The 23,792-nt window shown below is 70.1% G+C and carries 19 protein-coding genes and 4 riboswitches; of the genes, 15 read left to right on the forward strand and 4 right to left on the reverse strand.

Going from position 1 to position 23,792, the window contains the following annotated elements:
* Window positions 1-2: 2 nt before the first annotated feature.
* The 5 genes from AC07OY_RS26125 to AC07OY_RS26145 all read left to right on the forward strand — a co-directional run bounded on the left by AC07OY_RS26125 (window position 3) and on the right by AC07OY_RS26145 (window position 8,256).
* Complete coding sequence (locus tag AC07OY_RS26125) at window positions 3-3,242, forward strand: efflux RND transporter permease subunit (protein WP_495045526.1); 3,240 nt, start codon at window positions 3-5, stop codon at window positions 3,240-3,242.
* 180 nt (window positions 3,243-3,422) lie between these two features.
* Window positions 3,423-3,531: riboswitch (glycine riboswitch) on the forward strand.
* A 10-nt stretch (window positions 3,532-3,541) separates the two neighbouring features.
* Window positions 3,542-3,650: riboswitch (glycine riboswitch) on the forward strand.
* A 295-nt stretch (window positions 3,651-3,945) separates the two neighbouring features.
* Window positions 3,946-4,677: a hypothetical protein gene (locus tag AC07OY_RS26130; RefSeq protein WP_495045528.1), complete on the forward strand. Its 732-nt coding sequence runs from the start codon at window positions 3,946-3,948 to the stop codon at window positions 4,675-4,677.
* Between the two features lie 40 nt (window positions 4,678-4,717).
* Window positions 4,718-5,296, forward strand: a complete 579-nt coding sequence (locus AC07OY_RS26135; protein ID WP_495045529.1) for a C39 family peptidase — start codon at window positions 4,718-4,720, stop codon at window positions 5,294-5,296.
* Between the two features lie 349 nt (window positions 5,297-5,645).
* A riboswitch (glycine riboswitch) is annotated at window positions 5,646-5,755 on the forward strand.
* A 49-nt stretch (window positions 5,756-5,804) separates the two neighbouring features.
* A complete protein-coding gene (locus AC07OY_RS26140; protein ID WP_495045530.1) occupies window positions 5,805-7,061 on the forward strand; it encodes a D-amino acid dehydrogenase in 1,257 nt (418 codons plus the stop codon).
* Between the two features lie 172 nt (window positions 7,062-7,233).
* Complete coding sequence (locus AC07OY_RS26145; protein ID WP_495045531.1) at window positions 7,234-8,256, forward strand: extracellular solute-binding protein; 1,023 nt, start codon at window positions 7,234-7,236, stop codon at window positions 8,254-8,256.
* 3 nt (window positions 8,257-8,259) lie between these two features.
* Here the strand turns inward: AC07OY_RS26145 and AC07OY_RS26150 are convergent, their stop codons facing one another.
* Window positions 8,260-9,927 carry an ABC transporter permease gene (locus tag AC07OY_RS26150; protein ID WP_495045532.1) on the reverse strand — a complete coding sequence of 556 codons (1,668 nt, stop codon included), beginning with the start codon at window positions 9,925-9,927 and terminating at the stop codon, window positions 8,260-8,262.
* Window positions 9,928-9,961: 34 nt separating this feature from the next.
* On the opposite strand from AC07OY_RS26150, the gene AC07OY_RS26155 reads away from it, so the two are divergent.
* The 7 genes from AC07OY_RS26155 to AC07OY_RS26185 all read left to right on the forward strand — a co-directional run bounded on the left by AC07OY_RS26155 (window position 9,962) and on the right by AC07OY_RS26185 (window position 17,308).
* A complete protein-coding gene (locus AC07OY_RS26155) occupies window positions 9,962-11,008 on the forward strand; it encodes an ABC transporter ATP-binding protein (RefSeq protein WP_495045533.1) in 1,047 nt (348 codons plus the stop codon).
* Between the two features lie 27 nt (window positions 11,009-11,035).
* Window positions 11,036-11,161, forward strand: a riboswitch (TPP riboswitch).
* A gap of 84 nt (window positions 11,162-11,245) precedes the next feature.
* Window positions 11,246-13,126, forward strand: coding sequence for a phosphomethylpyrimidine synthase ThiC (gene thiC / locus AC07OY_RS26160; protein ID WP_495045534.1), 1,881 nt, complete (start codon window positions 11,246-11,248; stop codon window positions 13,124-13,126).
* Window positions 13,126-14,127, forward strand: a complete 1,002-nt coding sequence (locus AC07OY_RS26165) for an FAD-dependent oxidoreductase (protein ID WP_495045535.1) — start codon at window positions 13,126-13,128, stop codon at window positions 14,125-14,127. Before thiC ends, AC07OY_RS26165 begins: the two co-directional genes overlap by 1 nt.
* Window positions 14,120-14,323, forward strand: coding sequence for a sulfur carrier protein ThiS (gene thiS / locus AC07OY_RS26170; RefSeq protein ID WP_495045536.1), 204 nt, complete (start codon window positions 14,120-14,122; stop codon window positions 14,321-14,323). Before AC07OY_RS26165 ends, thiS begins: the two co-directional genes overlap by 8 nt.
* Window positions 14,320-15,114, forward strand: a complete 795-nt coding sequence (locus AC07OY_RS26175) for a thiazole synthase (protein ID WP_495045537.1) — start codon at window positions 14,320-14,322, stop codon at window positions 15,112-15,114. The genes thiS and AC07OY_RS26175 overlap by 4 nt, the downstream gene beginning before the upstream one ends.
* Window positions 15,111-16,670 carry a PfkB family carbohydrate kinase gene (locus AC07OY_RS26180; RefSeq protein WP_495045538.1) on the forward strand — a complete coding sequence of 520 codons (1,560 nt, stop codon included), beginning with the start codon at window positions 15,111-15,113 and terminating at the stop codon, window positions 16,668-16,670. Before AC07OY_RS26175 ends, AC07OY_RS26180 begins: the two co-directional genes overlap by 4 nt.
* 125 nt (window positions 16,671-16,795) lie before the next feature.
* Complete coding sequence (locus tag AC07OY_RS26185) at window positions 16,796-17,308, forward strand: PEP-CTERM sorting domain-containing protein (RefSeq protein ID WP_495045539.1); 513 nt, start codon at window positions 16,796-16,798, stop codon at window positions 17,306-17,308.
* Window positions 17,309-17,319: 11 nt separating this feature from the next.
* Here the strand turns inward: AC07OY_RS26185 and AC07OY_RS26190 are convergent, their stop codons facing one another.
* On the reverse strand, window positions 17,320-18,258 hold the full coding sequence (locus AC07OY_RS26190; RefSeq protein WP_495045540.1) for a LysR family transcriptional regulator: 939 nt from the start codon (window positions 18,256-18,258) through the stop codon (window positions 17,320-17,322).
* A 97-nt stretch (window positions 18,259-18,355) separates the two neighbouring features.
* On the opposite strand from AC07OY_RS26190, the gene AC07OY_RS26195 reads away from it, so the two are divergent.
* The 3 genes from AC07OY_RS26195 to AC07OY_RS26205 all read left to right on the forward strand — a co-directional run bounded on the left by AC07OY_RS26195 (window position 18,356) and on the right by AC07OY_RS26205 (window position 20,981).
* Window positions 18,356-19,369, forward strand: coding sequence for a zinc-binding alcohol dehydrogenase family protein (locus AC07OY_RS26195; protein WP_495045541.1), 1,014 nt, complete (start codon window positions 18,356-18,358; stop codon window positions 19,367-19,369).
* Between the two features lie 78 nt (window positions 19,370-19,447).
* Entirely contained in the window at window positions 19,448-20,266 is an 819-nt protein-coding gene (locus tag AC07OY_RS26200; protein ID WP_495045542.1) for a DUF72 domain-containing protein, read from the forward strand.
* Window positions 20,247-20,981 (forward strand): DUF72 domain-containing protein, encoded by a 735-nt coding sequence (locus AC07OY_RS26205; RefSeq protein WP_495045543.1) that lies wholly within the window; start codon window positions 20,247-20,249, stop codon window positions 20,979-20,981. Before AC07OY_RS26200 ends, AC07OY_RS26205 begins: the two co-directional genes overlap by 20 nt.
* A gap of 7 nt (window positions 20,982-20,988) precedes the next feature.
* On the opposite strand, the gene AC07OY_RS26210 is transcribed toward AC07OY_RS26205, so the two are convergent.
* On the reverse strand, window positions 20,989-22,470 hold the full coding sequence (locus AC07OY_RS26210; RefSeq protein WP_495045544.1) for a hypothetical protein: 1,482 nt from the start codon (window positions 22,468-22,470) through the stop codon (window positions 20,989-20,991).
* 61 nt (window positions 22,471-22,531) lie between these two features.
* Window positions 22,532-23,761 carry a cyclic di-GMP phosphodiesterase gene (locus AC07OY_RS26215; RefSeq protein WP_495045545.1) on the reverse strand — a complete coding sequence of 410 codons (1,230 nt, stop codon included), beginning with the start codon at window positions 23,759-23,761 and terminating at the stop codon, window positions 22,532-22,534.
* Window positions 23,762-23,792: the final 31 nt, after the last annotated feature.

Consider the following 23,792-nt stretch of genomic DNA (forward strand, 5'->3'; position numbering starts at 1 on the left):
CCATGTGGATGACCCGCGTTTCCATCCAGAACCCGGTCTTCGCGACCATGGTGATGGTGGCCCTGTGCGTGCTGGGCCTGTTTTCCTATTCCAAGCTGGGCGTCGAGCAGATGCCCGACATCTCGCTGCCGGGCGCCTGGATCGATGTGCGCTACCCCGGCGCCTCTCCCGAGGCCGTCGAGCGTGAAGTCGCCAAGCCGCTGGAAGAGGCGCTGAACACGATTGCGGGCGTCGACCGCATCCAGTCGCGCAGCTTCGAGGGCCGCGTGCAGGCCAGCGTCGAGTTCACGCTGAACACCGACATGAGCCGCGCCATGCAGGACCTGCGCGACCGCGTGGCCGCCGCCCAGTCGGCCTTCCCGCGCGACGTGAAGCCGCCGACGGTGCAGCGCTTCCAGGCCGACAACGCCCAGCCCGTCGTCGTCATGGCCCTGCTGAGCCAGACCCGCGGCGCCCGCGAGCTGTCCATGATGGCCGACCTCACGGTCGCCAAGCGCCTGGGCCGCGTCGAAGGCGTGGCCAAGGTCGATGTGGGTGGCATGACGACGCGTGAAGTGCGCATCGACCTCGACCCCATGCGCCTGCGCGCCTACAGCGTGACGCCGGCCGAGATCGCCAAGGCCCTGGCCGAGGCGAACGCCGACCAGCCGGTGGGCCTGCTGTCCGACTCGACCGCCGACGCCATCCTGCGCGTCGAGGGCCGCGTCAAGGACCCCAAGGCCTTCGGCAACATGATCGTCGCCCGCCGCGGCAGCCTGGCGCTGACGCTGAACGACCTCGGCACCTTGGTGGAGCGCGAGCGCGAGCAGGACAGCATCGCCCGCATCAACGGCCAGCCGGCCGTCAGCTTCAACATCTTCAAGCAGCAGGACGCCAACATCGTCAAGACCGGCGAGGCCGTCAAGGAGGCGATGGAGGAGCTGCGCAAGGTGCTGCCCAAGGACGTCGAGCTGCGCCTGATCTACGCCAACTCCGACTTCGTCAAGGGCTCGCTGACCGGCCTCAAGCACACGCTGATCGAAGGCGCGCTGCTGACGGTGGCCATCGTCTTCCTGTTCCTGCACAGCTGGCGCTCGACCATCATCACGGGCCTGACCCTGCCCATCGCCGTCATCTCCAGCTTCATCGCCGTGCAGGCCTTCGGCTTCACGCTGAACTTCATGACGATGATGGCGCTGAGCCTGTGCATCGGCCTCTTGATCGACGACGCCATCGTCGTGCGCGAGAACATCGTGCGCCACGTGGCCATGGGCAAGGATCACCGCACGGCGTCGTTTGACGGCACCAACGAGATCGGCCTGGCCGTCATGGCGACGACCTTCGCCATCTGCGCGGTGTTCGTGCCCGTTGCCTTCATGGGCGGCATCATCGGCAAGTTCTTCTACCCCTTCGGCATCACCGTCGCGGTGGCGGTGATGGTCAGCCTCTTCGTCAGCTTCACGCTGGACCCGATGCTGTCCTCGGTCTGGCATGACCCGAACAACGAGCGCGTCAAGCGCATCCCCGTCATCGGCCATGCCATCCGCGCCACCGACTGGTGCATGGACCGCCTGCACAGCACCTACGAGCGCCTGATCGACTGGGCCTTCTCCGGCCGCCGCTACCGCGTCTTCGTGCCGCCGATCCCGGCCTATGGCCGGCCCTTCGATGCCGACGGCAAGCGCAACAAGGCCGCCAAGCGCGTGCTGCGCTTCGCGACGCTGACGCCGCGCGGCCTGGTCATGTGGGGCGCCTTCGCCAGCTTCGTCGCCGCACTGGCCCTGGCACCCATGGTGGGCAGCGAGTTCGTGCCCGAGACGGACAACGGCTTCACCCAGGTCAACCTGCGCATGCCGGTGGCCTCCAGCATCGAGCGCGGCAGCGCCAAGGTCGCGCAGATCGAGGAGATCCTCAAGAACTACCCCGAGATCAAGACCGTCTCGACGGTGGTCGGCAGCACCGGCGAAGGCCTGTCCACGGGCCGCAACCAGGCCGCGCTGAACATCTCCCTGACCGATCGCAGCGAGCGCAAGCGCACGCAGAAGGAAGTCGAGGATGCCATCCGCGCCGACATCGCCAAGATCCCCGGCATCGAGGTCAGCGTCGGCTTCAACCGCCCGATCTGGATCACCATCCTCGGCAGCGACCCCGAGGTGCTGACCCAGGCCGCCACCGACCTGGTCGAGAAGATCAAGAAGATCCCCGGTGCCGTCGACGTCGACACGACCGTCAAGCCCGGCCTGCCCGCGTTTGCCGTGCGCCTGAAGGACTCGGCCATCCGCGAGCTCGGCCTGACCGCGCCGCAGATCGCCTCGTCGCTGCGCGCCTATGTGAACGGCGAGATCGCCACCTACTGGACGACGCCCGACGGCAACCAGGTCGAGGTGTTGCTGCGCCTGCCGCGCGACCAGCGCGAGCGCATCGAGCAGATGGCCAAGCTGCCTGTGGCCTTCTCCAGCACGGGTGCGCCCATCACGCTGGACCAGGTCGCCACCATCGAGCCGGTGTTCAACCCCGAGGTGATCCGCCGCGAGAACCTGCAGCGCCGCGAGGCCGTGTTCGCCGGCGTCCAGGGCCGCCCGGGCGGCGACGTCAACGCCGATGTGCAGAAGCTGATCAAGAACACCCAGCTGCCTCCGGGCACCAGCTTCAAGGTGGACGGCGCCGGCAAGCAGCAGGCCGAGGCCTTCAACGGCCTGCTGGCGGCCATGGCCCTGGCAGCGATCTTCATCTACATCGTGCTGGCCAGCCAGTTCGGCAGCTTCCTGCAGCCCCTCGCCATCATGGTCAGCCTGCCGCTGGCGCTGATCGGCGTCATGCTGGCCCTGCTGCTGTGGCGCTCGACGCTGAACGTGTTCTCGATGATCGGCCTGGTCATGCTGATGGGCCTGGTCACCAAGAACGCCATCCTGCTGGTGGACTTCGCCAACCATGCCCGCAAGGCCGGCGCCACGGTGGCCGAGGCCCTGCGCCAGGCCGGCCTGATCCGCATGCGTCCCATCATCATGACGACGGCCGCGATGATCTTCGGCATGCTGCCCATGGCCATCGCGCTGAACGACGGCGGCGAGATCCAGGCGCCGATGGGCCGCGCCATCATCGGCGGCGTCATCACGTCGACGCTGCTGACGCTGGTGGTCGTGCCGGTGCTCTACAGCTATCTGGTGCGCGACAAGAAGCCCGTGACCAAGGCTGTGGAGCAGGGCGGCTCGACGCTGCCGCTGCACGGCATGCCCGGCGCGATGCCGGCGGACAAGGAATAAGACAGATCTCCCTCGAGCGCGCTCCAGCGCCCCGGGCCGACCACGCAAGTGGTCGGCCCTTTTTACTTGCGCGTGCCGGCCATGCAAGTGGCCGGCCCTTTTTCATTGGCGTCAACCGCGGCAAAGCCCTGTGCGAGTAAACCAGGATGCGGTGCCGAATGGCGGCCTCCTAGCATCCGCCTCGACATCCCAGGAGAGCGCGTTCAGCCCGGTTCACACAATGAACCCCTGAGCGCCGCCGAAGGCGCAACCTCCCATGCACGCTCAGGCCCCGAACTGGTTTGTCACAGGAGCCGACACTGGAGAGCGGGACGGCGCGGATCAACACCGCGAACGCCCCCACCGAAGGAGCAAATGCCGCAGGCGCACACCACGCCGGGGCACGAATCTCTCAGGTACCAAGGACAGCGGGAGCGGCGCGGAACCCTGGCGAGGCCTTTGGCCTTGCCGAGGGGTTTTCGTGGTCGTTCAACAGCCGCTGGAGTCGCTGACTCACTGACACCACCCACTCACACCCCGCTGCCGTCGTGACGGGTCCGGCGCACTCGCGCCAGGTCGCCACACGCCCCTCACCGAAGCCGTTCAAGTCGACATCACCCGTCGACGTCGCGGCGTCGGCGCCGAGATCTCTGCCGCCACGAAGAACCGTGGCGCCGCGAGAGGCCCGGCTCTTCTTCGAACCCACGAAACGGAGACCCTGGATATGCGAACTGATCGAGATTCGACCCTGCGACTGCGCAGAGGTATGGCCCTGCTGCTGTCGGCACTGGCCCTCGTGGCCGCGCCGATGGCCCAGGCACAGAGTGCTGCCGTGGCGCGCATCAAGGCGCCCGACCACAGCGACCGTGCCGGCGCCCAGGCCGCCGCCGAGCAGGGCCTGGCCGACTATGTCCAGCGCAAGCAGCAGCAGGGCGGCGCCGGTGCCACGGCCTTCGATCTCGTGCGTGCCGGCGATCTGGCCAGCACGCGCATCGCTGGCGGCTTCGAGGTGCACACCATCGCGCCGCAGGACGTCGTCGCGGCCCGCAGCGAGTTGCGCCATATGGTGCAGGCCAGCGGCATCTGGCGCTTCTTCGTCAAGGTGGGCGCCAAGCCTGTCGGCCTGGTCACCGTGCAGCGCATGGACGGGCGCTGGCAGGCCGTGTCCTTCGGCGGCGCGGGGCTGGCCCAGGAACTGTCCGAGCTGATGGCCGAACACGCCGACGTGGGTGCCGAGCGCCAGCGCTTCATCCGCGTGCACCAGGCGCAGACCGACCTGCTGGAAGTCGTCTCGCCCAGCGACCTGCAGGCGCGCTATGCGCCGCTGGCTTCGGCCCGCGCGGCGCTGTCGTCCGACGTGACCGCCAAGGCCACGGCGCCCAAGCTGCTCGACACCTATGAGCTGCTGGAGCCGCTGCGCAATGCCGTCAAGCGCAACAGCAATGGCCAGAACTGAAGCCGTGATGCCCAAGCACTTCAAAGGAACAGGAGCCCCCATGTCCTTGCAACTGAAGCAGGTCTTCGCCGGCCTCGCCATTGCCCTCGCGCTGCCGCTGGCCCAGGCGCAATACCGCCAGCTCAACGTGCCCACCACCATCCAGGAGCACAGCCAGTGGTGCTGGTCCAGCTCCAGCAAGGCGGTCATCGGCTTCTACAAGGCCGCACCGTCCCAATGCAGCATCGTCAACTGGGCCTTCGGCATCAACTACGCCTGCGGCAACGGCAGCTTCAACTGGAACAGCTACGCCAACCAGCCCAATGCGCTGTATGGCAGCGGCGGCAGCGTGCAGAACATCCTGTCCAACTGGGGCGTGCCGACCTATGCCTACACCTACGCCTCGTCGTGGAATTCCATCGTCAGCGACATCAACGCCAACAAGCCCTTCGTCATCCGCTTCGGCTGGACCAGCGGTGGCGGCCACATCATGGTCGGCACCGGCTATGAGGTCTGGAATGGCTACAGCTACGTCACCTACATGAACCCGTGGCCGGGCGAGGGCAATTCGGAGGACCTCTACAACTGGATGGTGTCCGCCAACGACCACAAGTGGACGCATACCTTGCGCGTTCGTTGACCCCTCGCCCAGTCTTGCCCGCTGAACGCGAGGCAAGCCCGGTCGGTCTTGCAGACCGCGCTGCGGCAGATGCCGCAGCTCTTCGTCAGGCACAGGCCGTCCACCGGACGCCCTGTGTCCGGCCTCAGCCCCCGAGGGGACGGCGATGCTTGCCGGATCGACCGGCACGCACATCGCCCGACGGGCCGGCTAGGGAGCGGCCCGGCGCTCGGCCCGAAAGGCGTATGCCATGAACCACTGATTTGATCTGACCTTATTTCATCGTTGCAGGAGAGTGCCGGGCCGCGAGGTGCCGGCCGCCGAAGGCGCAGCCTCCCATAACCGCTCAGGCCCCCGTACTGCAACGACCCAATCGCCGTCTGGAGAGACGCCCTCACAAGGGGCGCACCGAAGGAGCAAGGCCCGCGGCCACCACGCCGCGGGCTCAATCTCTCAGGTAACAAGGACAGGGGGAGCGGCAACCGCGTCACAGATCGCTGTGCTGCGGAGCTCTTCTGGAGTCCATGCAATGAAAGTCATCGTCCTCGGCGCCGGCCTGCTCGGCGTCACCTCTGCCTATTTCCTGCGCCAGCAGGGTTTCGACGTCACGGTCGTCGACCGCCAGGCCGCGCCCGGCGCCGAAACCAGCTTTGCCAATGGCGGCCAGATCTCGGTCAGCCATGCCGAGCCCTGGGCCAATCCCAGCGCGCCCTGGAAGGTGCTGAGCTGGCTGGCGCGCGAAGACGCGCCGCTGCTGTTCCGCCTGCGTGCCGACGCCCAGCAATGGCGCTGGGTGCTGCAGTTCCTGCGTGAATGCTCGCCCTGGCGCACCCGCCGCAACATCGAGCAGATCGTCAAGCTCGGCAGCTACAGCCGCCAGGTGCTGCAGGCCCTGCGCGAGGCCCGCGGCCTGCGCTACCAGCAGCGCAGCCAGGGCATCCTGCACTTCTATACGAGCCAGCGCGAGTTCGAGAGCGCTGCGGCCCCCACGGCGCAGATGCGCGAACTGGGCTGCGACCGCCGCATCATCACGGCCGACGAAGCCGTGCGCATCGAGCCCGCGCTGCGCCATATCCGCCCGCAACTCGCCGGCGCCACCTACACGGCGGAAGACGAGTCGGGTGACGCCAATGCCTTCACGCGCGAGCTGGCGGCCCAGTGCGCGCAGGACGGCGTGCGCTTCCTGTTCAGCCACGCGGTCACGGCGCTGCGCGAGGTGGACGGCAAGCTAGACCATGTGGAAGTGACGGATGCCGACGGCCAGTTCCAGCGCCTGCGCGCCGACGCCTATGTGCTGGCCCTGGGCAGCTTCAGCACGGCCCTGGTCGAGCCGCTGCGCATGCGCCTGCCCATCTACCCGGCCAAGGGCTATTCGGTGACGATGCCGGTCAAGGACGAGGCCTTTGCCCACCAGGTCTCGCTGACCGACGATGAATACAAGCTGGTGTTCTCGCGCCTGGGCGACCGCCTTCGCATCGCCGGCACGGCCGAGCTCAACGGCTACGACCGCGACCTGAACCGCGTCCGCTGCGAGGCCATCGTGCGCCGCGTCGAGCAGCTCTTCCCGGGGGCGGGTGATGTGGAGAAGGCCAGCTTCTGGACCGGTCTGCGGCCCGCGACGCCGTCCAACGTGCCCCTCATCGGCCGCTCCCGCCTGGCCAATCTCTTCCTGAACACGGGCCACGGCACGCTGGGCTGGACCCATGCCTGCGGCTCCGGCAAGTCGGTCGCGCGCATCGTGGCGGGCTTGAAGCCGGAACTGGACTTCGCCTTCATGGGCGCCTGATCTCCCCCAGCGCTGCGGCGCTTTGGCCGGCTGCTTCGGCGGCCGGCCTTTTTTCAGCTTCCCTGTTGGTCGCCGGTTCCCGGTGATGGCCGTTTTCCTGTGGGCCTATTGGGCTTCAAATGAGAATCGTTCTTGATAGCATGCCGCCGACGCCACCTACCGAGAGACCTCCATGCAGCGCCGCCACCTTCTTTGCATCTCCCTGACCCTCGCCAGCCTGGGTGCCGGCGCGCAGCCGGCCAAGGAGGCTGTCCTCAACATCTATTCGGCCCGCCACTACCAGACCGACGAGGCCCTGTACGCCAACTTCACCAAGCAGACCGGCATCAAGATCAACCGGCTGGACGGCAAGGAGGAGGAGCTGGTCGAGCGCATCCGCAACGAGGGTGCGGCCAGCCCGGCCGATGTGCTCATCACCGTCGACGCCTCGCGCCTGGAAGTGGCGGACAACCTGGGCCTGTTCCAGCCCGTCAAGTCCGCCGCGCTGGAGGCCCGTGTGCCGGCCGGCCTGCGCACGCCGACCTGGTTCGCCTTCTCGACGCGAGCCCGCGTCATCGTGCACAACAAGGCCGCGGTCAAGGCCGACTGGGTGCAGACCTATGAAGACCTGGCCGACCCGCGCCTGAAGGGCCAGGTCTGCGTGCGCTCGGGCTCGCACCCCTACAACCTGTCGCTCGGCGCCGCGCTGATCGCCCACAACGGCGAGGCCAGGACCGAGGCCTGGGCCAAGGGCCTGGTGGCCAATTTCGCGCGCGCACCCAAGGGCGGCGACACCGACCAGCTGCGCGCCGTGGCCGCCGGCGAATGCGGCGTGACCATTTCCAATACCTACTACCTGGTCCGCCTGATGCGCTCCACCAAGCCGGAGGACCAGGAGGTCGTCAAGGCGCTGGGCATCGTCTGGCCCAACCAGAAGAGCTGGGGCACGCATGTGAACATCTCGGGCGCCGGCGTGCTCAAGCACGCGCCCAACCGCGACGCCGCCGTCAAGTTCCTGGAGTACCTGGCCAGTGACGAGGCCCAGGGCTATTTCGCCAACGGCAACAACGAGTGGCCGGTGGTCAAGTCGGCCGTCGTGAAGAACAAGGAACTGGAGTCCCTGGGTGCCTTCAAGTCCGACGCCCTGCCCATCGGCGACCTGGCCAGGACGACGCCCGCCGCGCAGAAGGCCTTCGACCGCGCCGGCTGGAAATAAGGCCTAGTGCCGGGTGCCGCGCACGATGTGCCGGCACAGCAGCACCATGGGCACCAGGCCGACGACGACGATGGCCAGGGCCGAGGTGGAGGCCTCGGCCAGGCGCTCATCGGAGGCCAGCGTGTAGGCCTGGGTCGCCAGCGTGTCGAAGTTGAAGGGGCGCATGACGAGGGTGGCCGGCAGCTCCTTCATCACGTCGATGAAGACGAGCAGGGCGGCCGTCAGCGCGCTGCCGCGCAGCAGCGGCAGATGCACCCGCCACAGCGTCTGCGCCGGCGTGTGGCCGAGCATGCGGGCGGCCTGTTCCATGCGCGGCGTGATGCGCGCCAGGCCAGCGTCCATGGCCTGCAGCGCCGCCGTCAGATAGCGCACCAGACAGGCATACACCAGGGCCGCGATGCTGCCCGTGAAAAGCAGGCCGGCCTGCACGCCGAAGCCCTCGTGCAGAAGCGCCGCCAGGGCATGGTCCAGGCGCGTGACCGGGATCAGCACGCCCACCGCGATGACCGAGCCCGGCAGCGCATAGCCCAGGCCGGCGACGCGGTGCGACCAGCGTGTCGCCGCACTGCGCTGATCCACGCGCGCTGCATAGGCGATCAGCAGGGCCAGGCCTGTCGCCAGCAGTGCCGTCGTGCCGGCGACGAGCACGCTGTTGCCGGCCAGCGTCAGAAAGCGCGGGCCGAACTGCGCGTCGCCCTCGGTCAGCGCCATCTGCAGCATCAGCCCGGCCGGCAGCAGGAAGCCGCCGAGCAGCGGCAGCGCGCAGCCCAGCAGGGCCAGGGCCGCACGCGGCCCGCGCAGGCTCACGCGCGTGATGCCGCGGCTGCGCAGCGTGCTGTCGTGAAAGCGCGAGCCGCCGCGCGACAGCCTCTCCAGCGCCAGCACGAGGACGACAAAGCCCAGCAGCACCAGGGCCAACTGGGCCGCGGCCGTGCGGTCACCGAGGGAGAACCAGGCGCGGTAGATGCCCGTCGTGAAGGTCTGCACGGCGAAATAGGACACCGTGCCGTAGTCCGCCAGCGTCTCCATCAGCGCCAGCGCGACGCCGCCGGCGATGGCCGGCCGGGCCAGCGGCAGCGACAGGCGCCAGAACGCGGCAAGAGGCGACAGCCCCAGCGTGCGGCCGACTTCGATCATGCCGCCGGCACGCTCCAGGAAGGCTGTGCGTGCCAGCATGTAGACATAGGGGTAGAGGACCAGCGAGAACATGGCGACGGCGCCGCCCAGCGAGCGCACGTCGGGGAACCAGTAGTCGCCGCGCTTCCAGCCGAAAGCTTCGCGCAGCCAGCCCTGCACGGGGCCGACGAACTGCAGCAGGTCGGTGTAGGCATAGGCCATCACATAGGCCGGCATGGCCAGCGGCAGCAGCAAGGCCCACTCGAACGTGGCGCGCCCCGGGAACTCGTAGCGGGTGACCAGCCAGGCCGCGCCGACACCGAGGGACGCCACGCCGAGGCCCACGCCCAGGCACAGCCAGAGCGTCGCGACGATGTAGTCCGGCAGCACGGTGGCCAGCAGATGCTGCCAGGTGCCGGCCGTGGCCGGCGAGAACACGCCGACCGCCACCGACAGCAGCGGTGCCGCGATCAGCAGCGCGGCGAGCACGGCCAGCCAGCGCAGCGAAGGGAGGCGCCGGCGTGCGGCAATGGGAAGGCTGAGGGCCGATGGCATGGCGCGCAATTATCATGACCGCGACCCGCCCGACATGACCGCCACCACCGACACGCCACCCTGGCTCGCGCTTGACCACATCGACATCGCCTATGGTGAGCGCAGGGTCGTCGAGCAGTTGTCGCTGACCCTCGCGCCCGGCCGCATCGGCTGCCTGCTCGGGCCCTCGGGCTGCGGCAAGACCACGGTGCTGCGCGCCATCGCGGGCTTCGAGCCGCTGCTGGCCGGCGAGATCCGGCTCGACGGCGAGCGCGTCAGCTTCCCCGGCTGGGAGCTGGCGCCGGAGCGCCGCCGCATCGGCATGGTGTTCCAGGACCATGCCCTCTTCCCGCATCTGACGGTGGCCCAGAACGTCGGCTTTGGCCTGCGCGGCGTGGCCGATGCGGCGCAGCGCATCCAGGAGATGCTGGAAACGGTGGGCCTGGCGCATGCCTCGGCGCGCTACCCGCACGAGCTGTCCGGCGGCCAGCAGCAGCGCGTGGCGCTCGCCCGCGCGCTGGCGCCGCGGCCCTTGCTGCTGCTGCTGGACGAGCCTTTCGCCAACCTCGACGTCGAGCTGCGCGAGCGGCTGGGCGCCGAGTTGCGCGGCCTGCTGGCGCCCTCCAACACGACGGCCCTGCTGGTCACGCACGACCAGCACGAAGCCTTCGCCATCGCCGACGAGATCGGCGTCATGTCGGAAGGCCGCATCCAGCAATGGGACAGCGCCTACCAGCTCTACCACCGGCCAGCCAACCGCTTCGTGGCGGACTTCGTGGGCGAGGGCGTCTTCCTGCCCGGTCAGGTGGAGAGCGAGCTGGAGCTGCGGCTGGAGCTGGGCGTCGTGCGCAGCGCGACACCGCTGCAGGCAGGCGCTGTCGACGTGCTGCTGCGCCCCGACGACGTGGTGCATGACGACGCCAGCCCCATCACCGCCACAGTCACCGCCAAGGCCTTTCGCGGCGCCGAGTTCCTGTACACCTTGCGCCTGCCCAGCGGCGCGGCGGTGCAGTCGCTGGTGCCCTCGCATCACAACCATGCCATCGGCGAGCCCATCGGCATCCGGCTCGAACTGGACCACGTCGTCACCTTCCCGCGTTGACAGCGCGCCCGGCGGGCCGCTACATTCGCCCCCGCTCCGGGGTGCCCGGGCCTGGTTGAAAAACCGAGCCCAGACGCTGAGACGGTCATTGAGGACCGAACCCGTGAACTTGAACCGGCTAATACCGGCGTAAGGAGAGCGCATGCCTCGCGGCGTGCAGGCGCAGCCCCAGCCGGGCCGCGCCTCACCCACAGGCGGCCCTGGAGCACCGCATCACAGCTCCAGGAGACCGCCGCCATGAATGCCCCCGACCAGAACCTCTCGCTCGATGAGCGCCTCTCGCTGACGCGCGAGCCTTTTCCGGCCTCCACCAAGATCTACGTCCCGGGCAGCCGGCCCGACGTGGCCGTGCCCATGCGCGAGATCGCGCTGACCAATGGCGAGCGCGTCGTCGTGCACGACACCTCCGGCCCCTACACCGACCCCAAGGCCACCATCGACGTGCGCCGCGGCCTGCCACCCATCCGCTCCAGCTGGGTGGGCGACCGTGCCGATACCGAGGCCTATACCGGCCGCACCCGCGTCGCGCTGGATGACGGCGGCAAGGAGGACAGCGAGCGCATCGCGCAGCTGCGCGCCGAGGCCGCTGCCCTGCAGCGCCAGCCGCGCCGCGCCGCCAGCGGCGGCAATGTCAGCCAGCTGCACTACGCCCGCCGTGGCATCGTCACGCCGGAGATGGAGTTCGTCGCCCTGCGCGAGAACGGCAAGCGCGAATGGATGCGCGACTACCTCGGCGACGCCGAGCGCGAGCAGCGCCTGCGCGGGGACTCGCTGGGCGCTGCCATCCCCGAAATCATCACGCCGGAGTTCGTGCGCCAGGAGGTGGCCCGCGGCCGCGCCGTCATCCCCGCCAACATCAACCACACGGAGCTGGAGCCGACCATCATCGGCCGCAACTTCCTCGTCAAGGTCAACGCCAACATCGGCAACTCGGCCGTGACGTCCAGCATCGAGGAAGAGGTGGAGAAGCTGGTCTGGTCCATCCGCTGGGGTGCGGACACGGTGATGGACCTCTCCACCGGCCGCAACATCCACACCACGCGCGACTGGATCGTGCGCAACTCGCCCGTGCCCATCGGCACCGTGCCGATCTACCAGGCGCTGGAGAAGGTTGGCGGCGTGGCCGAGGACCTGACGTGGGCCATCTTCCGCGACACGCTGATCGAGCAGGCTGAGCAGGGCGTCGACTACTTCACCATCCACGCCGGCCTGCGCCTGCCCTTCATCCATCTGACGACGAAGCGCCGCACCGGCATCGTGTCGCGCGGCGGCTCCATCCTGGCCAAGTGGTGCATCACCCACCACCGCGAGAACTTCCTGTACACGCACTTCGAAGAGATCTGCGAAATCATGAAGGCCTACGACGTGACCTTCTCGCTGGGCGACGGCCTGCGCCCCGGCAGCGGCGCCGACGCCAACGACGAGGCCCAGTTCGCCGAGCTCAAGACGCTGGGCGAGCTGACCAAGGTGGCGTGGAAGCACGATGTGCAGACCATGATCGAAGGCCCCGGCCATGTACCCATGCACCTCATCCAGGCCAATATGGCCGAGCAGTTGAAGCACTGCGACGAGGCGCCTTTCTACACGCTGGGCCCATTGACCATCGACATCGCCCCGGGCTACGACCACATCGCCTCGGCCATAGGTGCGGCCATGATCGGCTGGATGGGCACGGCCATGCTCTGCTATGTGACGCCCAAGGAGCATCTCGGCCTGCCCGACCGCGACGACGTCAAGCAGGGGCTGATCGCCTACAAGATCGCCGCCCATGCGGCCGACATCGCCAAGGGCCACCCCGGCGCACGTGCGCGTGACGATGCGATGAGCAAGGCCCGCTTCGAGTTCCGCTGGAACGACCAGTTCGCCCTCGGCCTGGACCCCGACACGGCGCGCGACTATCACGACGAGACCCTGCCCAAGGACTCGTCCAAGGAGGCGCATTTCTGCTCCATGTGCGGACCCAAGTTCTGCTCGATGAAGATCACGCAGGACGTGCGCGAGTACGCGGCCAGGAACGGCCTGGAGGCTTCTGAAGTGGTGGCCGACGGCATGGCGCAGAAGTCGGCCGAGTTCAAGGCCGGCGGCGGCGAGTTCTACATCCCCATCGCCAAAGCCTGATGAAGACGATCGCCATTGCAGGCGCCGGCGTCATGGGCCGGCTGCTGGCCTGGCAGCTGGCGCGGGCCGGCCATCAGGTCAGCGTCGTCGACCCCGCCGAGGGTCCTGGCCAGCCAGGTGCTGCCGGCTTCACGGCGGCGGGCATGCTGAGCCCGCTGGCCGAGCGCGAGCAGGCCGAACCCGAGGTGGTCGAGCTGGGCTGGCGTTCCTTGCAGTTGTGGCCGCAGATTGCCGCGGCCCTGGGGCGGCCCGAACTGGTCAAGACCGAGGGCAGCCTGCTGCTGGCCCACGGCTGCAACCTCGGCGCTGCCCTGCGCGTGCTCGCGCGCCTGCAGGGCGAGCCCGAGGCGCTGAACGGCGCCGCGCTGCAGATGCTGGAGCCCGCACTCGCGCCCGATCTCAAGGCCTGGTGGCTGCCCGGCGAAGGGCAGCTGCTGCCGCGCGAGCTGCTGGTCGCCTTGGCCGAGCGGGCTGCGGACGTGGCCTGGCATTGGGGTCGCCGCGCCAGCACCGTGCAGCCCCACCGCCTCGAACTGGACGATGGCCGCCGCCTCGACGCCGACCTCGTCATCGACACCCGCGGCCTCGGCGCCAAACCCGACATGGCCGGGCTGCGCGGCGTGCGCGGCGAGATCCTGTGGCTGCACGCCCCCGGCGTCGTGCTGAACCGCCCCGTGCGGCTGATGCATCCGCGCCATCGCGTCTATCTCGTGCCGCGGCCGGGCGATGTCATCGTCGTCGGCGCGTCCGAGATCGAGAGCGAGGACCGCTCGCCCGTCAGCCTGCGCAGCGCCGTCGAGCTGATGGCGGCGGCCCACAGCGTGCTGCCGGCCCTGGCCGAGGCGCGCATCGTCCACATGGACAGCAACCTGCGCCCGGCCTTGCCGGACCACCGGCCGCGCGTCGAACACGCGCCCGGCCTGCTGCGCATCAACGGCCTGTTCCGCCATGGCTGGCTGCTGGCCCCGGCGCTGGCGGAGAGGGCCATCGCCCATGTCTGAATTCAGCTTGAACCACCAGCCTCAGCCCTGGCGCGAGGGCCTGAGCGTGGCCGCGCTGCTCGCCGAACAGGGCAGGGCGGCCGATGCGGTGGCCACCGCGCTCAACGGCGCCTTCCTGCCGCGCGCCCGCCGCGAAGCCACGTTGATCCAGCCCGGCGACGAGCTGACCCTGATCCAACCCATCACAGGCGGATGACCATGAGCTTCACCCTCTACGGCCGCGAACTGACGAGCCGCTTCCTGCTCGGCACCGCCGGCTATCCCTCGCCCGAGGTGCTGCGCCACGCCCTGCGCGCCAGCGGCGCCCAGGTGCTGACCGTCGGTCTCAAGCGCACGCTGGCGGCGGCCGGCGACAACGGCTTTGTCGCGGCCCTGCGCGAGACCCTGAAAGAGACCGGCGGCCATCTGCTGCCCAACACCGCCGGCTGCCGCACGGCCATGGAGGCGGTCATCCTGGCCCAGATGGCGCGCGAGCTCTACGACACGCCCTGGATCAAGCTCGAGGTCGTCGGCGACGAGTACACGCTGCAGCCCGACCCCTGGGAGCTGGTCAGCGCCGCCGAGCAGCTGGTGAAGGACGGCTTCCAGGTCTTTCCCTACTGCACCGACGACCTCATCACCTGCCGCCGGCTGTTGGACGCCGGCTGCCAGGTGCTGATGCCCTGGGGCGCGCCCATAGGCTCGGGCCAGGGCCTGCTCAATCCCTTTGCGCTGCGCACGCTGCGCGAGCGCCTGCCGGGCGTGCCGCTCATCGTCGACGCCGGCATCGGCGCGCCTTCGCATGCGGCCCAGGCCATGGAGCTGGGCTATGACGGCGTGCTGCTGAACTCGGCGGTGGCCCAGGCCGGCGATCCCATCCGCATGGCCGCCGCCTTCGGCCAGGCCATCGCGGCCGGGCGCCTCGGCTTCGAGGCCGGCGTCATGAGCAAGCAGGACATGGCCGTGGCCAGCACACCGGTGGGCGGACGCCCCTTCCTGATCCCATGAGCAAGCCACCTGTCATCTGGAGCATTGCCGGCCTGGACAGTGGCGGCGGTGCGGGCCTCACCGCCGACCAGCGCGCCGCCGATGCGGCCGGCGTGCATCTCTGCCCCGTCGCCGCCGCGCTGACGGCCCAGAACAGCGTGGCCGTCGAAGCCGTCTTCCCGGTGTCGGCCGAGCGCCTCGACGCCCAGCTCGCGGCCCTGGCCGACGACCTGCCGCCCGTCGCCCTCAAGACCGGGCTGCTGGGCGGGGTCGAGCAGTTGCGCGTCGTCGTGCGCTGGGTGGACCGCCTGCGCGAGGGGCGGCCGCTCCAGCTCGTCGTCGATCCCGTGCTGCGCGCCTCCACCGGCGCCAGCTTTGCCGACGAGGCCTTGCTGCGCGCCTATCGCGAGGAGCTGCTGCCGCGCGCCAGCGTCGTCACGCCCAACCAGCGCGAGGCCGCACGCCTGGTGGGCGAGGGCAGCGTGGTGGCGCAGGCAAGCGCGCTGCGCAAGCTGGGCGTGGGCGCCGTTTGCATCACTGGCGGTGATGCCGAGGGGGCGTTCGCGCTGGACTGGCTGGCGAGCGAGCATGCAACGGGCTGGCTGGCCCTGCCGCGCCGCGCCGCGACCAACAACCACGGCACCGGCTGCTGCTTTGCGACCGCCCTGGCCGCCGCGCTGGGGCGCGGCTTTGTCGCCGCCGATGCCGCCGTCCTCGCCAAGATGCTGACGACCTCGGGCCTGCGCGACGATGTGCCATCGCCGGGGGCGGGCGCCGGCCCCGTGCTGCCGAGCGCGTCCTTCATCCGCGATGCCGGATTGCTGCCGGCGCTGTTTGACGACGAGTCGCCGCCCACCGCCTGGCCCGCGGGGCGGCGGGGCGGGGCAGCCGTCGAGGGCGTCTACGCGATCACCGACAGCGGTGCCCATGCAGCCGGCCTGTTCGATGCGGACCTGCAAACTGTCCAACTGCGCGTCAAGCGGACAGCTGACGAGGTGGGCTGGCCGGCGCGCCTGCATGCCGAGATCGCCGCCGCCCGCCGCCCGCGCCGCACCCTCATCGTCAACGACCACTGGCGCGAGGCCCTGGCCGCCGAGGTCGACTTCATCCACCTGGGCCAGGAAGACCTGCTGGCCCTGTCGCCCGCCGACCGCCGCGAGCTCGCCGAGGCGCGCGCGCGCGGCCTGCGCCTGGGCCTGAGCTCGCACAGCCTGTGGGAACTGGCGCGGGCAGTGGCCTGGTCGCCCGACTACATCGCCTGCGGTCCGGTCTGGCCGACCCTGACCAAGGCCATGCCCTGGCAGGCCCAGGGCCTGCATAACCTGGCTTGGTGGGCGGCCATGGCCCCGGCGCCGGTGGTGGGCATAGGCGGCGTGCTGGAGCCTCACCAACTGGCCGACATCGCTGCCAGCGGCGCGCAAGCCGGCTGCGTCGTGCGCGGCCTGGCGCCCGGCGCTCTGCATGCGCCACAAGCCTGGCAGCAGGCCTGGCGGCAGGCCTGGCGGCAGGGGGCCGACAGGGACGCTGCCGGCAGACCGGCGTGGCCTTTGCCGAGTCTGGCCGCCGAGCACCGTTGAGGGGGCGTGCCGCCATTTCAGTGTCGAGGCGCTTTACAGCGGCGGCGGCTTGGAATGGGGCTTCATGGGAGGAATCAGTGTGGCTCGAAGCTTGCTTCAACCTTGCAAATGGCCTGGAGAACAAGATGAACTTCCGTAGCGTCCTTGTCGGCGTCGTTCTCGCCGCTTCTGCATGGGTCGCTCACGCAGCCCCCGTCCTGGTCATGCGCGGCGTCGGTGGCGTGGACCTGAGCAATCTGCTGATCGGCCAGATGTTCCAGGTCGAAGTGGTCATCCAGGGCGGCGCGGCCGGCGAAGTGGATGCCGGCGGCACCGGCGGCGGCGGCTTCACTTCCACGGGTGCGCCCGCACTGAACCTGATGAGCATCGCCATCGGTACCGTGGGCGCCGGCGTGGCGTGGGACCTTGAGCCGTCGCTGTTCATCCTGGACTACACGGCCGTCGCCGCGGGCGTCGGCTTCATCGGCATCACCGGCTCCTGCCTCAATTCCAATCTCCAGAACTACGGCTGCGGCTTCGACAGCGGTCCGCTGACCTTTGTCGTCCGCGACCCCAACCGTCTGCCCGAACCTGCCAGCGTCGCGCTGACCGGCCTGGCGCTGCTGGGCCTGGGCGCCTTGCGTCGCCGCAGCGCCTGATCCGCGCGGCCTCAGCGCCGCGCCAAGCCAGCATCCAGGGCCCCGCAGCGGGCCCTGATGCTTTCCGCCAGCCGCCGCAGGGCCGGTGTCAGGCGGTGCCGGCCCAGGGTCACCCAGTGCAGCGGCGCGGGCTCGCCCAGCCAGCCGGGCAGCAGGGCCACGAGACGCCCGGCGGCGAGGTCGTCGGCCATGTCCAGCCGGCTCTTGTAGGCCAGCCCCAAGCCGGCCAGCGCCCATTCGCGCACCAGGCCGCCGTCATCGGCGACGCGGCTGCCGCGGGCTTCGATGGCAGTCGGCTCGCCCTCGGCTGAAGTGAAGCGCCAGCGGCCATGCACGCTCTCGCCCAGGCCCCAGCGCAGGCAGTCATGGGCCTTCAGCTCCGCCGGCGTGCGGGGCTGGCCATGGCGGGCGATATAGGCCGGGCTGGCGCAAAGCACGCGGCGGTTGTCGGGGGCCAGCGGCAGGGCGACCAGGCTGGAATCAGGCGGCTCGCCATAGCGCACGCCATAGTCCACCGGTTCCTGCACGAGGTCGGCGACGCGGTCGGACAGGCGCAGCTCCAGCTGCACGCCGGCGCCGGCCTCACGCGCAATGAAGTCTTCGATCCAGCGCCACAGCCACTGGCGGCCGATGTCGCTGGGCAGGCTGACGCGCAGCCGGCCGGACAGCGGCTGCGCTTCACCCGAGGCCTCGCGCAGGGCGGCCTGGCCTTCCTCCCAGGCGGCCAGCATCTGGCGCGCATGGGGCAGCCATTGCTCGCCCGCCTCGGTCAGGCGCAGCCGGCGCGTGGAGCGCTCGAACAGGCGCATGCCCAGCTCGCGCTCCAGGCGCGCGATCGTGGCGCTGGCCTGCACGGGGCCCAGGTCCAGCCGGCGTGCGGCGGCCGAGAAGCTGCCGGCCTCGGCGGCCGCGACGAAAAGCTGCAGGGGAGCAAAGCGGTCCATCTTCATGTTTGCAGTGAAACTGATTCACCCATCCTAGGCTTTCTGAATTGAATGCGGCGGCCCACCATGACGGCCATCGCTGCTCGTCCCAGAAAGGACTCCCATGAAAGCCGTCGGCTATCTGCAATCCCTGCCCATCGATCACCCCGAATCCCTCGTCGACCTGACGCTGCCCGCGCCGGTACCCGGACCGCAGGACCTGCTGGTGCGCGTCAGCGCCGTGTCGGTCAACCCCGTCGACACCAAGGTGCGCCGCGGCCGCGCGCCGCAGGCCGGCCAGCCGGAAGTGCTGGGCTGGGACGCCGTCGGCGTCGTGCAGGCGCTCGGCCAGGACGTGGCCGGCTTTGCCGTCGGCGACCGCGTCTATTACGCCGGTGCCATCAACCGCCCGGGTTCGAACGCCGAGCTGCAGCTGGTCGACCACCGCATCGCGGCCAGGGCGCCGCAAAGCCTGACCGATGCCGAAGCGGCGGCCCTGCCGCTGACCGCCATCACGGCCTGGGAGCTGCTCTTCGACCGTTTCGGCGTGGCCGAGGGCGGCGGCCAGGGCGAGAGCCTGCTCGTCATCGGCGCGGCCGGCGGCGTGGGCTCCATCCTCGTGCAGCTGGCCCGCGAGCTGACCGGGCTGCGTGTCATCGGCACGGCCAGCCGGCCCGAGACCCAGGCCTGGGTCAAGGCGCTGGGCGCCCACGCCGTCGTCGACCACAGCCAGCCGCTGCGGCCGCAGCTGGTGGCCGCCGGCGTGGCCGAGGTCGAGCTCATCGCCAGCCTGACCCATACCGAGCAGCACTGGGACGCCATCATCGACGCCGCCGCGCCGCAGGGCCGCGTGGGCCTCATCGACGACCTGTCCGGCCCCGTCGACGTGATGACCCTCAAGCGCAAGGCCCTGTCCCTGCACTGGGAAATGATGTTCACGCGCTCGATGTTCGGCACCCGCGACATCGCCGAGCAGGGCCGCCTGCTGGCACGCGTCGCGGCCCTGGTGGACGAGGGCCGGCTGCGCACCACGGTCAGCGAGCAGCTGAGCCCCATCAATGCGGCGAACCTGCGCCGGGCCCATGAACTGGTCGAATCGGGGCGCATGCGCGGCAAGATCGTGCTCAGCGGCTTCTGAACCGCGTCGGACGGGCGCGCCCCCTGTCTGCGCCCTTGTCCGACGCTGCGCTGCCGGCGGCCTGTCTAGGCTGTCGGCATGACGATCTTCATCGGTACGTCGGACTGGGCCCTCGGGGCCGAGGGGGCGGCAGCCTTCCAGGCGGACTGCTTCGATCTGCAGCGCTTTGCAGGCCTGATGGACTGCGTCGAGATCAATTCGTCCTTCTATCGCAGCCATCGCCCGCGCGTCTACGAACGCTGGGCCGAATGCACGCCGGCCGACTTCCGCTTCGCCGTCAAATGCCCGAAGAAGATCTCGCATGGCTGCCGCCTGGAAGTCGTGCGCGAGCCGCTGATGCGTTTCGCGGATGCGGCTGGCGCGCTCGGCCCGAAGTGGTGTGTGCTGCTGGTGCAGTTGCCCACGTCGCTGATCTACCAAGACCTCGTCGCCGGGCATTTCTTCGAGCAGGTGCACGGCTGCTTTGGGGGCGCCATCGTCTGCGAGCCGCGGCATCCGAGCTGGTTCACGCCGGCGGCCGATGGCCTGCTGCGCGAACTCGAGGTGTCACGTGCAGCGATCGACCCCGCGAAGTGGCCGGCATCGGACGAGCCGGGTGGCTGGAAGCAGGCCCTCGCGATGGACCATGCGCCAACGCTCTACAGCCGCTGGCATGGGTCGCCGCGCGAGTACTGGTCCGCCTATGACGACGGCTGGCTGCGCGAACGTGCGCAATGGCTGCAGCAGCAAGCCGTGGATCAGCCGTGCTGGGGCATCTTCGGCAACGCTGCCGGTGGCAAGGCGGTGCGCAATGCGCTGCGCCTGAAGGCCATGCTGCGGGACGATGCCGGCGCCGGCGAAGCCTGGCCGCATGGGCCGAGTGACGGGATGCCGCTGCATGCCAGGCCGCCGCGCTGAGCCGGCGCATGGGCCCGTCATCGCCACCGCGGGCTGGTCGATTCCCGCCAAGGCGGCCGGCGCGTTTCCCGCCGAGGGCTCGCAGCTGGAGCGCTATGCCGCCGTCATGAACGGTGTCGAGATCAACACCTCCTTCTATCGCCCGCATCGGCCGCAGACCTATGAGCGCTGGGCGGCCAGCACGCCGGCGCATTTCCGCTTCGCCGTCAAATGCCCGAAGCAGATCACGCACGCGGCGCGGCTCGAAGGCGCCGCCGGGCTGCTGGCGCGGTTTGCCGGCGAGGCCGCTTCGCTGGGCGACAAATGGGCAGTGCTGCTGGTGCAGTTGCCGCCCTCCCTGCAGTTCGATGCCCGCGTGGCGGAGCGCTTCTTTGAACAGGCGCATGGCGTCTTTCAGGGAGCCCTGGTTTGCGAGCCGCGCCATCCGAGCTGGTACAGCCCCGAGGCCGGACAACTGCTGGCCGACTGCGAGGTCGCCCGGGCCGGGGTCGACCCGGCGCGATGGCCCGGTTCCGGCTTGCCCGCTGGCTGGCCGGGACTGCACTACTTCCGCTGGCACGGCTCGCCGCGCGTCTATTGGTCGGCCTATGAAGAAGACTGGCTGAAGGAACGCGTTCGCGCCCTGCCTCGCGATGCGGCCTGCTGGTGCGTTTTTGACAACACGGCCTCGGGTGCGGCGCTGCAGGACGCGCTGCGGCTTCAGGCGCTGCGCTGAGACCCGCTCACCACTTGCAGCCCTTGCCGCGTGCCGTGTCGATGGCCAGCGGGATGGCCGCCAGGATGCCGGCGTTGGCGTAGGCCTTGCGACAGTCCTTGTTGGCGGCTTCCTCGATGGACTGCTCGAGCTTGGACTTGCGTTCCGGCGGCTGGGGCAGCATGTCGACGAGGCCGGGACCACGGCGGGCGGCGATGTCGCCGCGTGGCAGCGACAGGTTCAGCGGCGTGCGCGGCGAGCTGGCCGCCGTCGAGGGCGGCGGGGGCAGGTCGGGGCCGAGACGCGAGCCGGCATCGGGTGAGCCGGCCGAGGCCTTGGGCGCGGCAAAGGGGTCGGCGCTGGGATCGCCTCTCGCGGGCCCCGCCGGGGCGCTGGTGCCGGCCGGCGCCGTGACCTCACCGGGCAGCTTGCCCGACAGCTCGGACAGGGACTGCGCGTCGGTGGTGGGCAGGCTGGCGCGCGGGCTGGGGGCCTGCTGCAGCGGCGTGACCGCCGTGCCGGCGTCCGCCGATTCCAGGCGGCGCACCGCCGGCGGCAGGTCCTGGCTGCTCAGCGCCGGCGCCGTGGCCGCGGCGTTGGGCGACGGGGTGCGCAACTCGCTGGGGCGGGGCAGCGGCGTGGTGGCAGCGCCTTCCGCCGTCGGGGCCTCCAGGCGCTGCACGGCCGAGGGCAGGGCGGTGCTGGGGGCGGGCTGGGTCGGCAACGGGCTGGGGGGCGTCGCCCGCAGTTCCGATGCGCTCGGCAGGGTCCGGCTCAGGCCGGTTTCGGCCGGTGTTTCCAGCCGGCGCACGGGTGCGGGCAGCTCGACATTGGGCGCGGCGGCGGCCGTCGGCGTCGGCGCGCTGCGCAACTCGGCCGGCCGCGGCAGGGCGGTGGTCGGCGCGGCGGGCGCGGCGTCCAGGCGGCGCACGGCCGAGGGCAGATCGGTGGGCAGGGTGGGCAACTCCGCGGGCCGGCTCGGCGTGCGCAGGCTGGCGGCCGAGGGCAGGGGCGTGACGCTGGTTTCGGGCCTGGCTTCCAGCCGGCCGACGGCGGCGGGCAGCTCGGCCGTGGGCGTCTGCAGCGGCGCGGTGCGCGGCGGCGGGGTGTTGAGGTTCTCGCGCTCCACCGGCCGGAAGCCCTCGGGCAGTTCCAGCGTGGCGGTGCTGGGCGGTGCGGGCGAGTCCTCGTCGGTGCGGGCGGCCTCGGGGGGGACCTCCCGCGGGTTGCTGCGGCCCAGCCTGGAGGCGCCGGCTTCGGCCGCCGGCTGCGCCTGGCCACCGGTTTCCGACGTGCTCTGGTCGCTGGGCGGGGCGCTGGCATCGCTGCCGCTGCGGCCCAGCAGCTTGACGGTCAGGCTGCCCCAGACGCCCTGGCCTGGCGCGGCCGTGCCGCTTGCATTGCCGAAGACCAGCACCAGCCAGATGTGCAGCAGCACCGCCAGCAGCAGGCAGCGCTGCAACTGGCGGGGGTCGGGCGGCGGGCGGCGAAGGGCGACGGCGGCAGTCACGGCTGGCGCATTGTGGCCCGGCAAGGGGCGGGGTCCGGTAACCGAGGGCGGCGTGGCAGGATCAGCCCTTGGCCGCCGGGTTCCACAGTTCCTCGAGATGGGTGAAGCCCCAGTTCTCGGGCGGCTCGCGGCCGGCGATGGCATCCTTCTCCCCAGCGGCCGCCAGATCGAGCAGCTGCACCGGGATGGGCATGCTGGACTTGGTGGAATAGAAGACCTTGACCCGTGGCTTCACGAGCGAGGCCGCGCTCTGCTCGACGACCACGGCCAGGCGGCCCGACTGCAGGCGCACCAGGGTGCCGCTGGGGTAGATGCCCACGCTCTTCAGAAAGGCCTGGAAGACGGCGGGGTCGAAATGGCCTTTCCATTGCGCCATGCGCTGCAGCGAACCCGCCGGGTCCCAGGCGTTGCGATAGGGCCGGCTGGAGGTGATGGCGTCGTAGACATCGCAGATGGCGCCCATGCGCGCCAGCAGGCTGATCTGGTCGCCGAACAGCTGGTGCGGGTAGCCGGAACCGTCGAACTTCTCGTGATGATGGAGGGCGACGTCGAGGGCGCCCGCCGGTACCTGGGTGCCGCCCTTGAGCAGGTCGAAGCCGTGCTCGGGGTGGGACTTCATCACCCTGAACTCGTCATCCGTCAGGGCGCTGGGCTTGTTCAGCACCTCCAGCGGCATCTGCATCTTGCCGATGTCGTGCAGCAGGCCGGCCAGGCCTGCCTCGCGCGTCTGCTCGTCCGACAGGCCGAGCTGGCGCGACAGACCGATCATCAGCGCACAGACGGCCACCGAGTGCATATAGGTGTAGTCGTCGCGCGTCTTGAGCCTGGCGAGGCTGACGAAGGCGGACGGGTTGCGCGCCAGCGAGCAGGCCACGTCCTCGACGACCGGGTAGCAGCGGTCGGTGTTTACCGTCTTGCCCAGGCGCGCCTCGCCGAACAGGGCCATGACGGCCTGCTTTGAGCGGTTCAGGATCTGGGTGGCGCGCTCGATCTCGGCCTCCAGACAGTCTCTGGTCGGTGGCACCGCCTTGGGCGTGTCCGTCCTTGCCGCCGGGGCGGCGGCGGCTTCCGCAGCCACTGGCATCACTGGCGGAACGGGCCCGGTCAGGTCGCGGCCCTTGCTGATGTCGATCCAGACGGCCGGAACCGGGCTGCCCTTGAGGGTCGCCAGATCGGCCGGATCGTTCAGCACGAACTTGGTCTTCCAGAAGGGGTGCGACAGCCAGGGGCCTTCGAGCGACTGCAGATACATGCCCAGGGTCACATCGGCGGTCGATATCTTCTTCAGCATGATCAGAAATGAAGAGGCGCGCGCAGTATCT

It is taken from the genome of Roseateles sp. GW821-FHT09H10 (genome assembly GCF_059415865.1).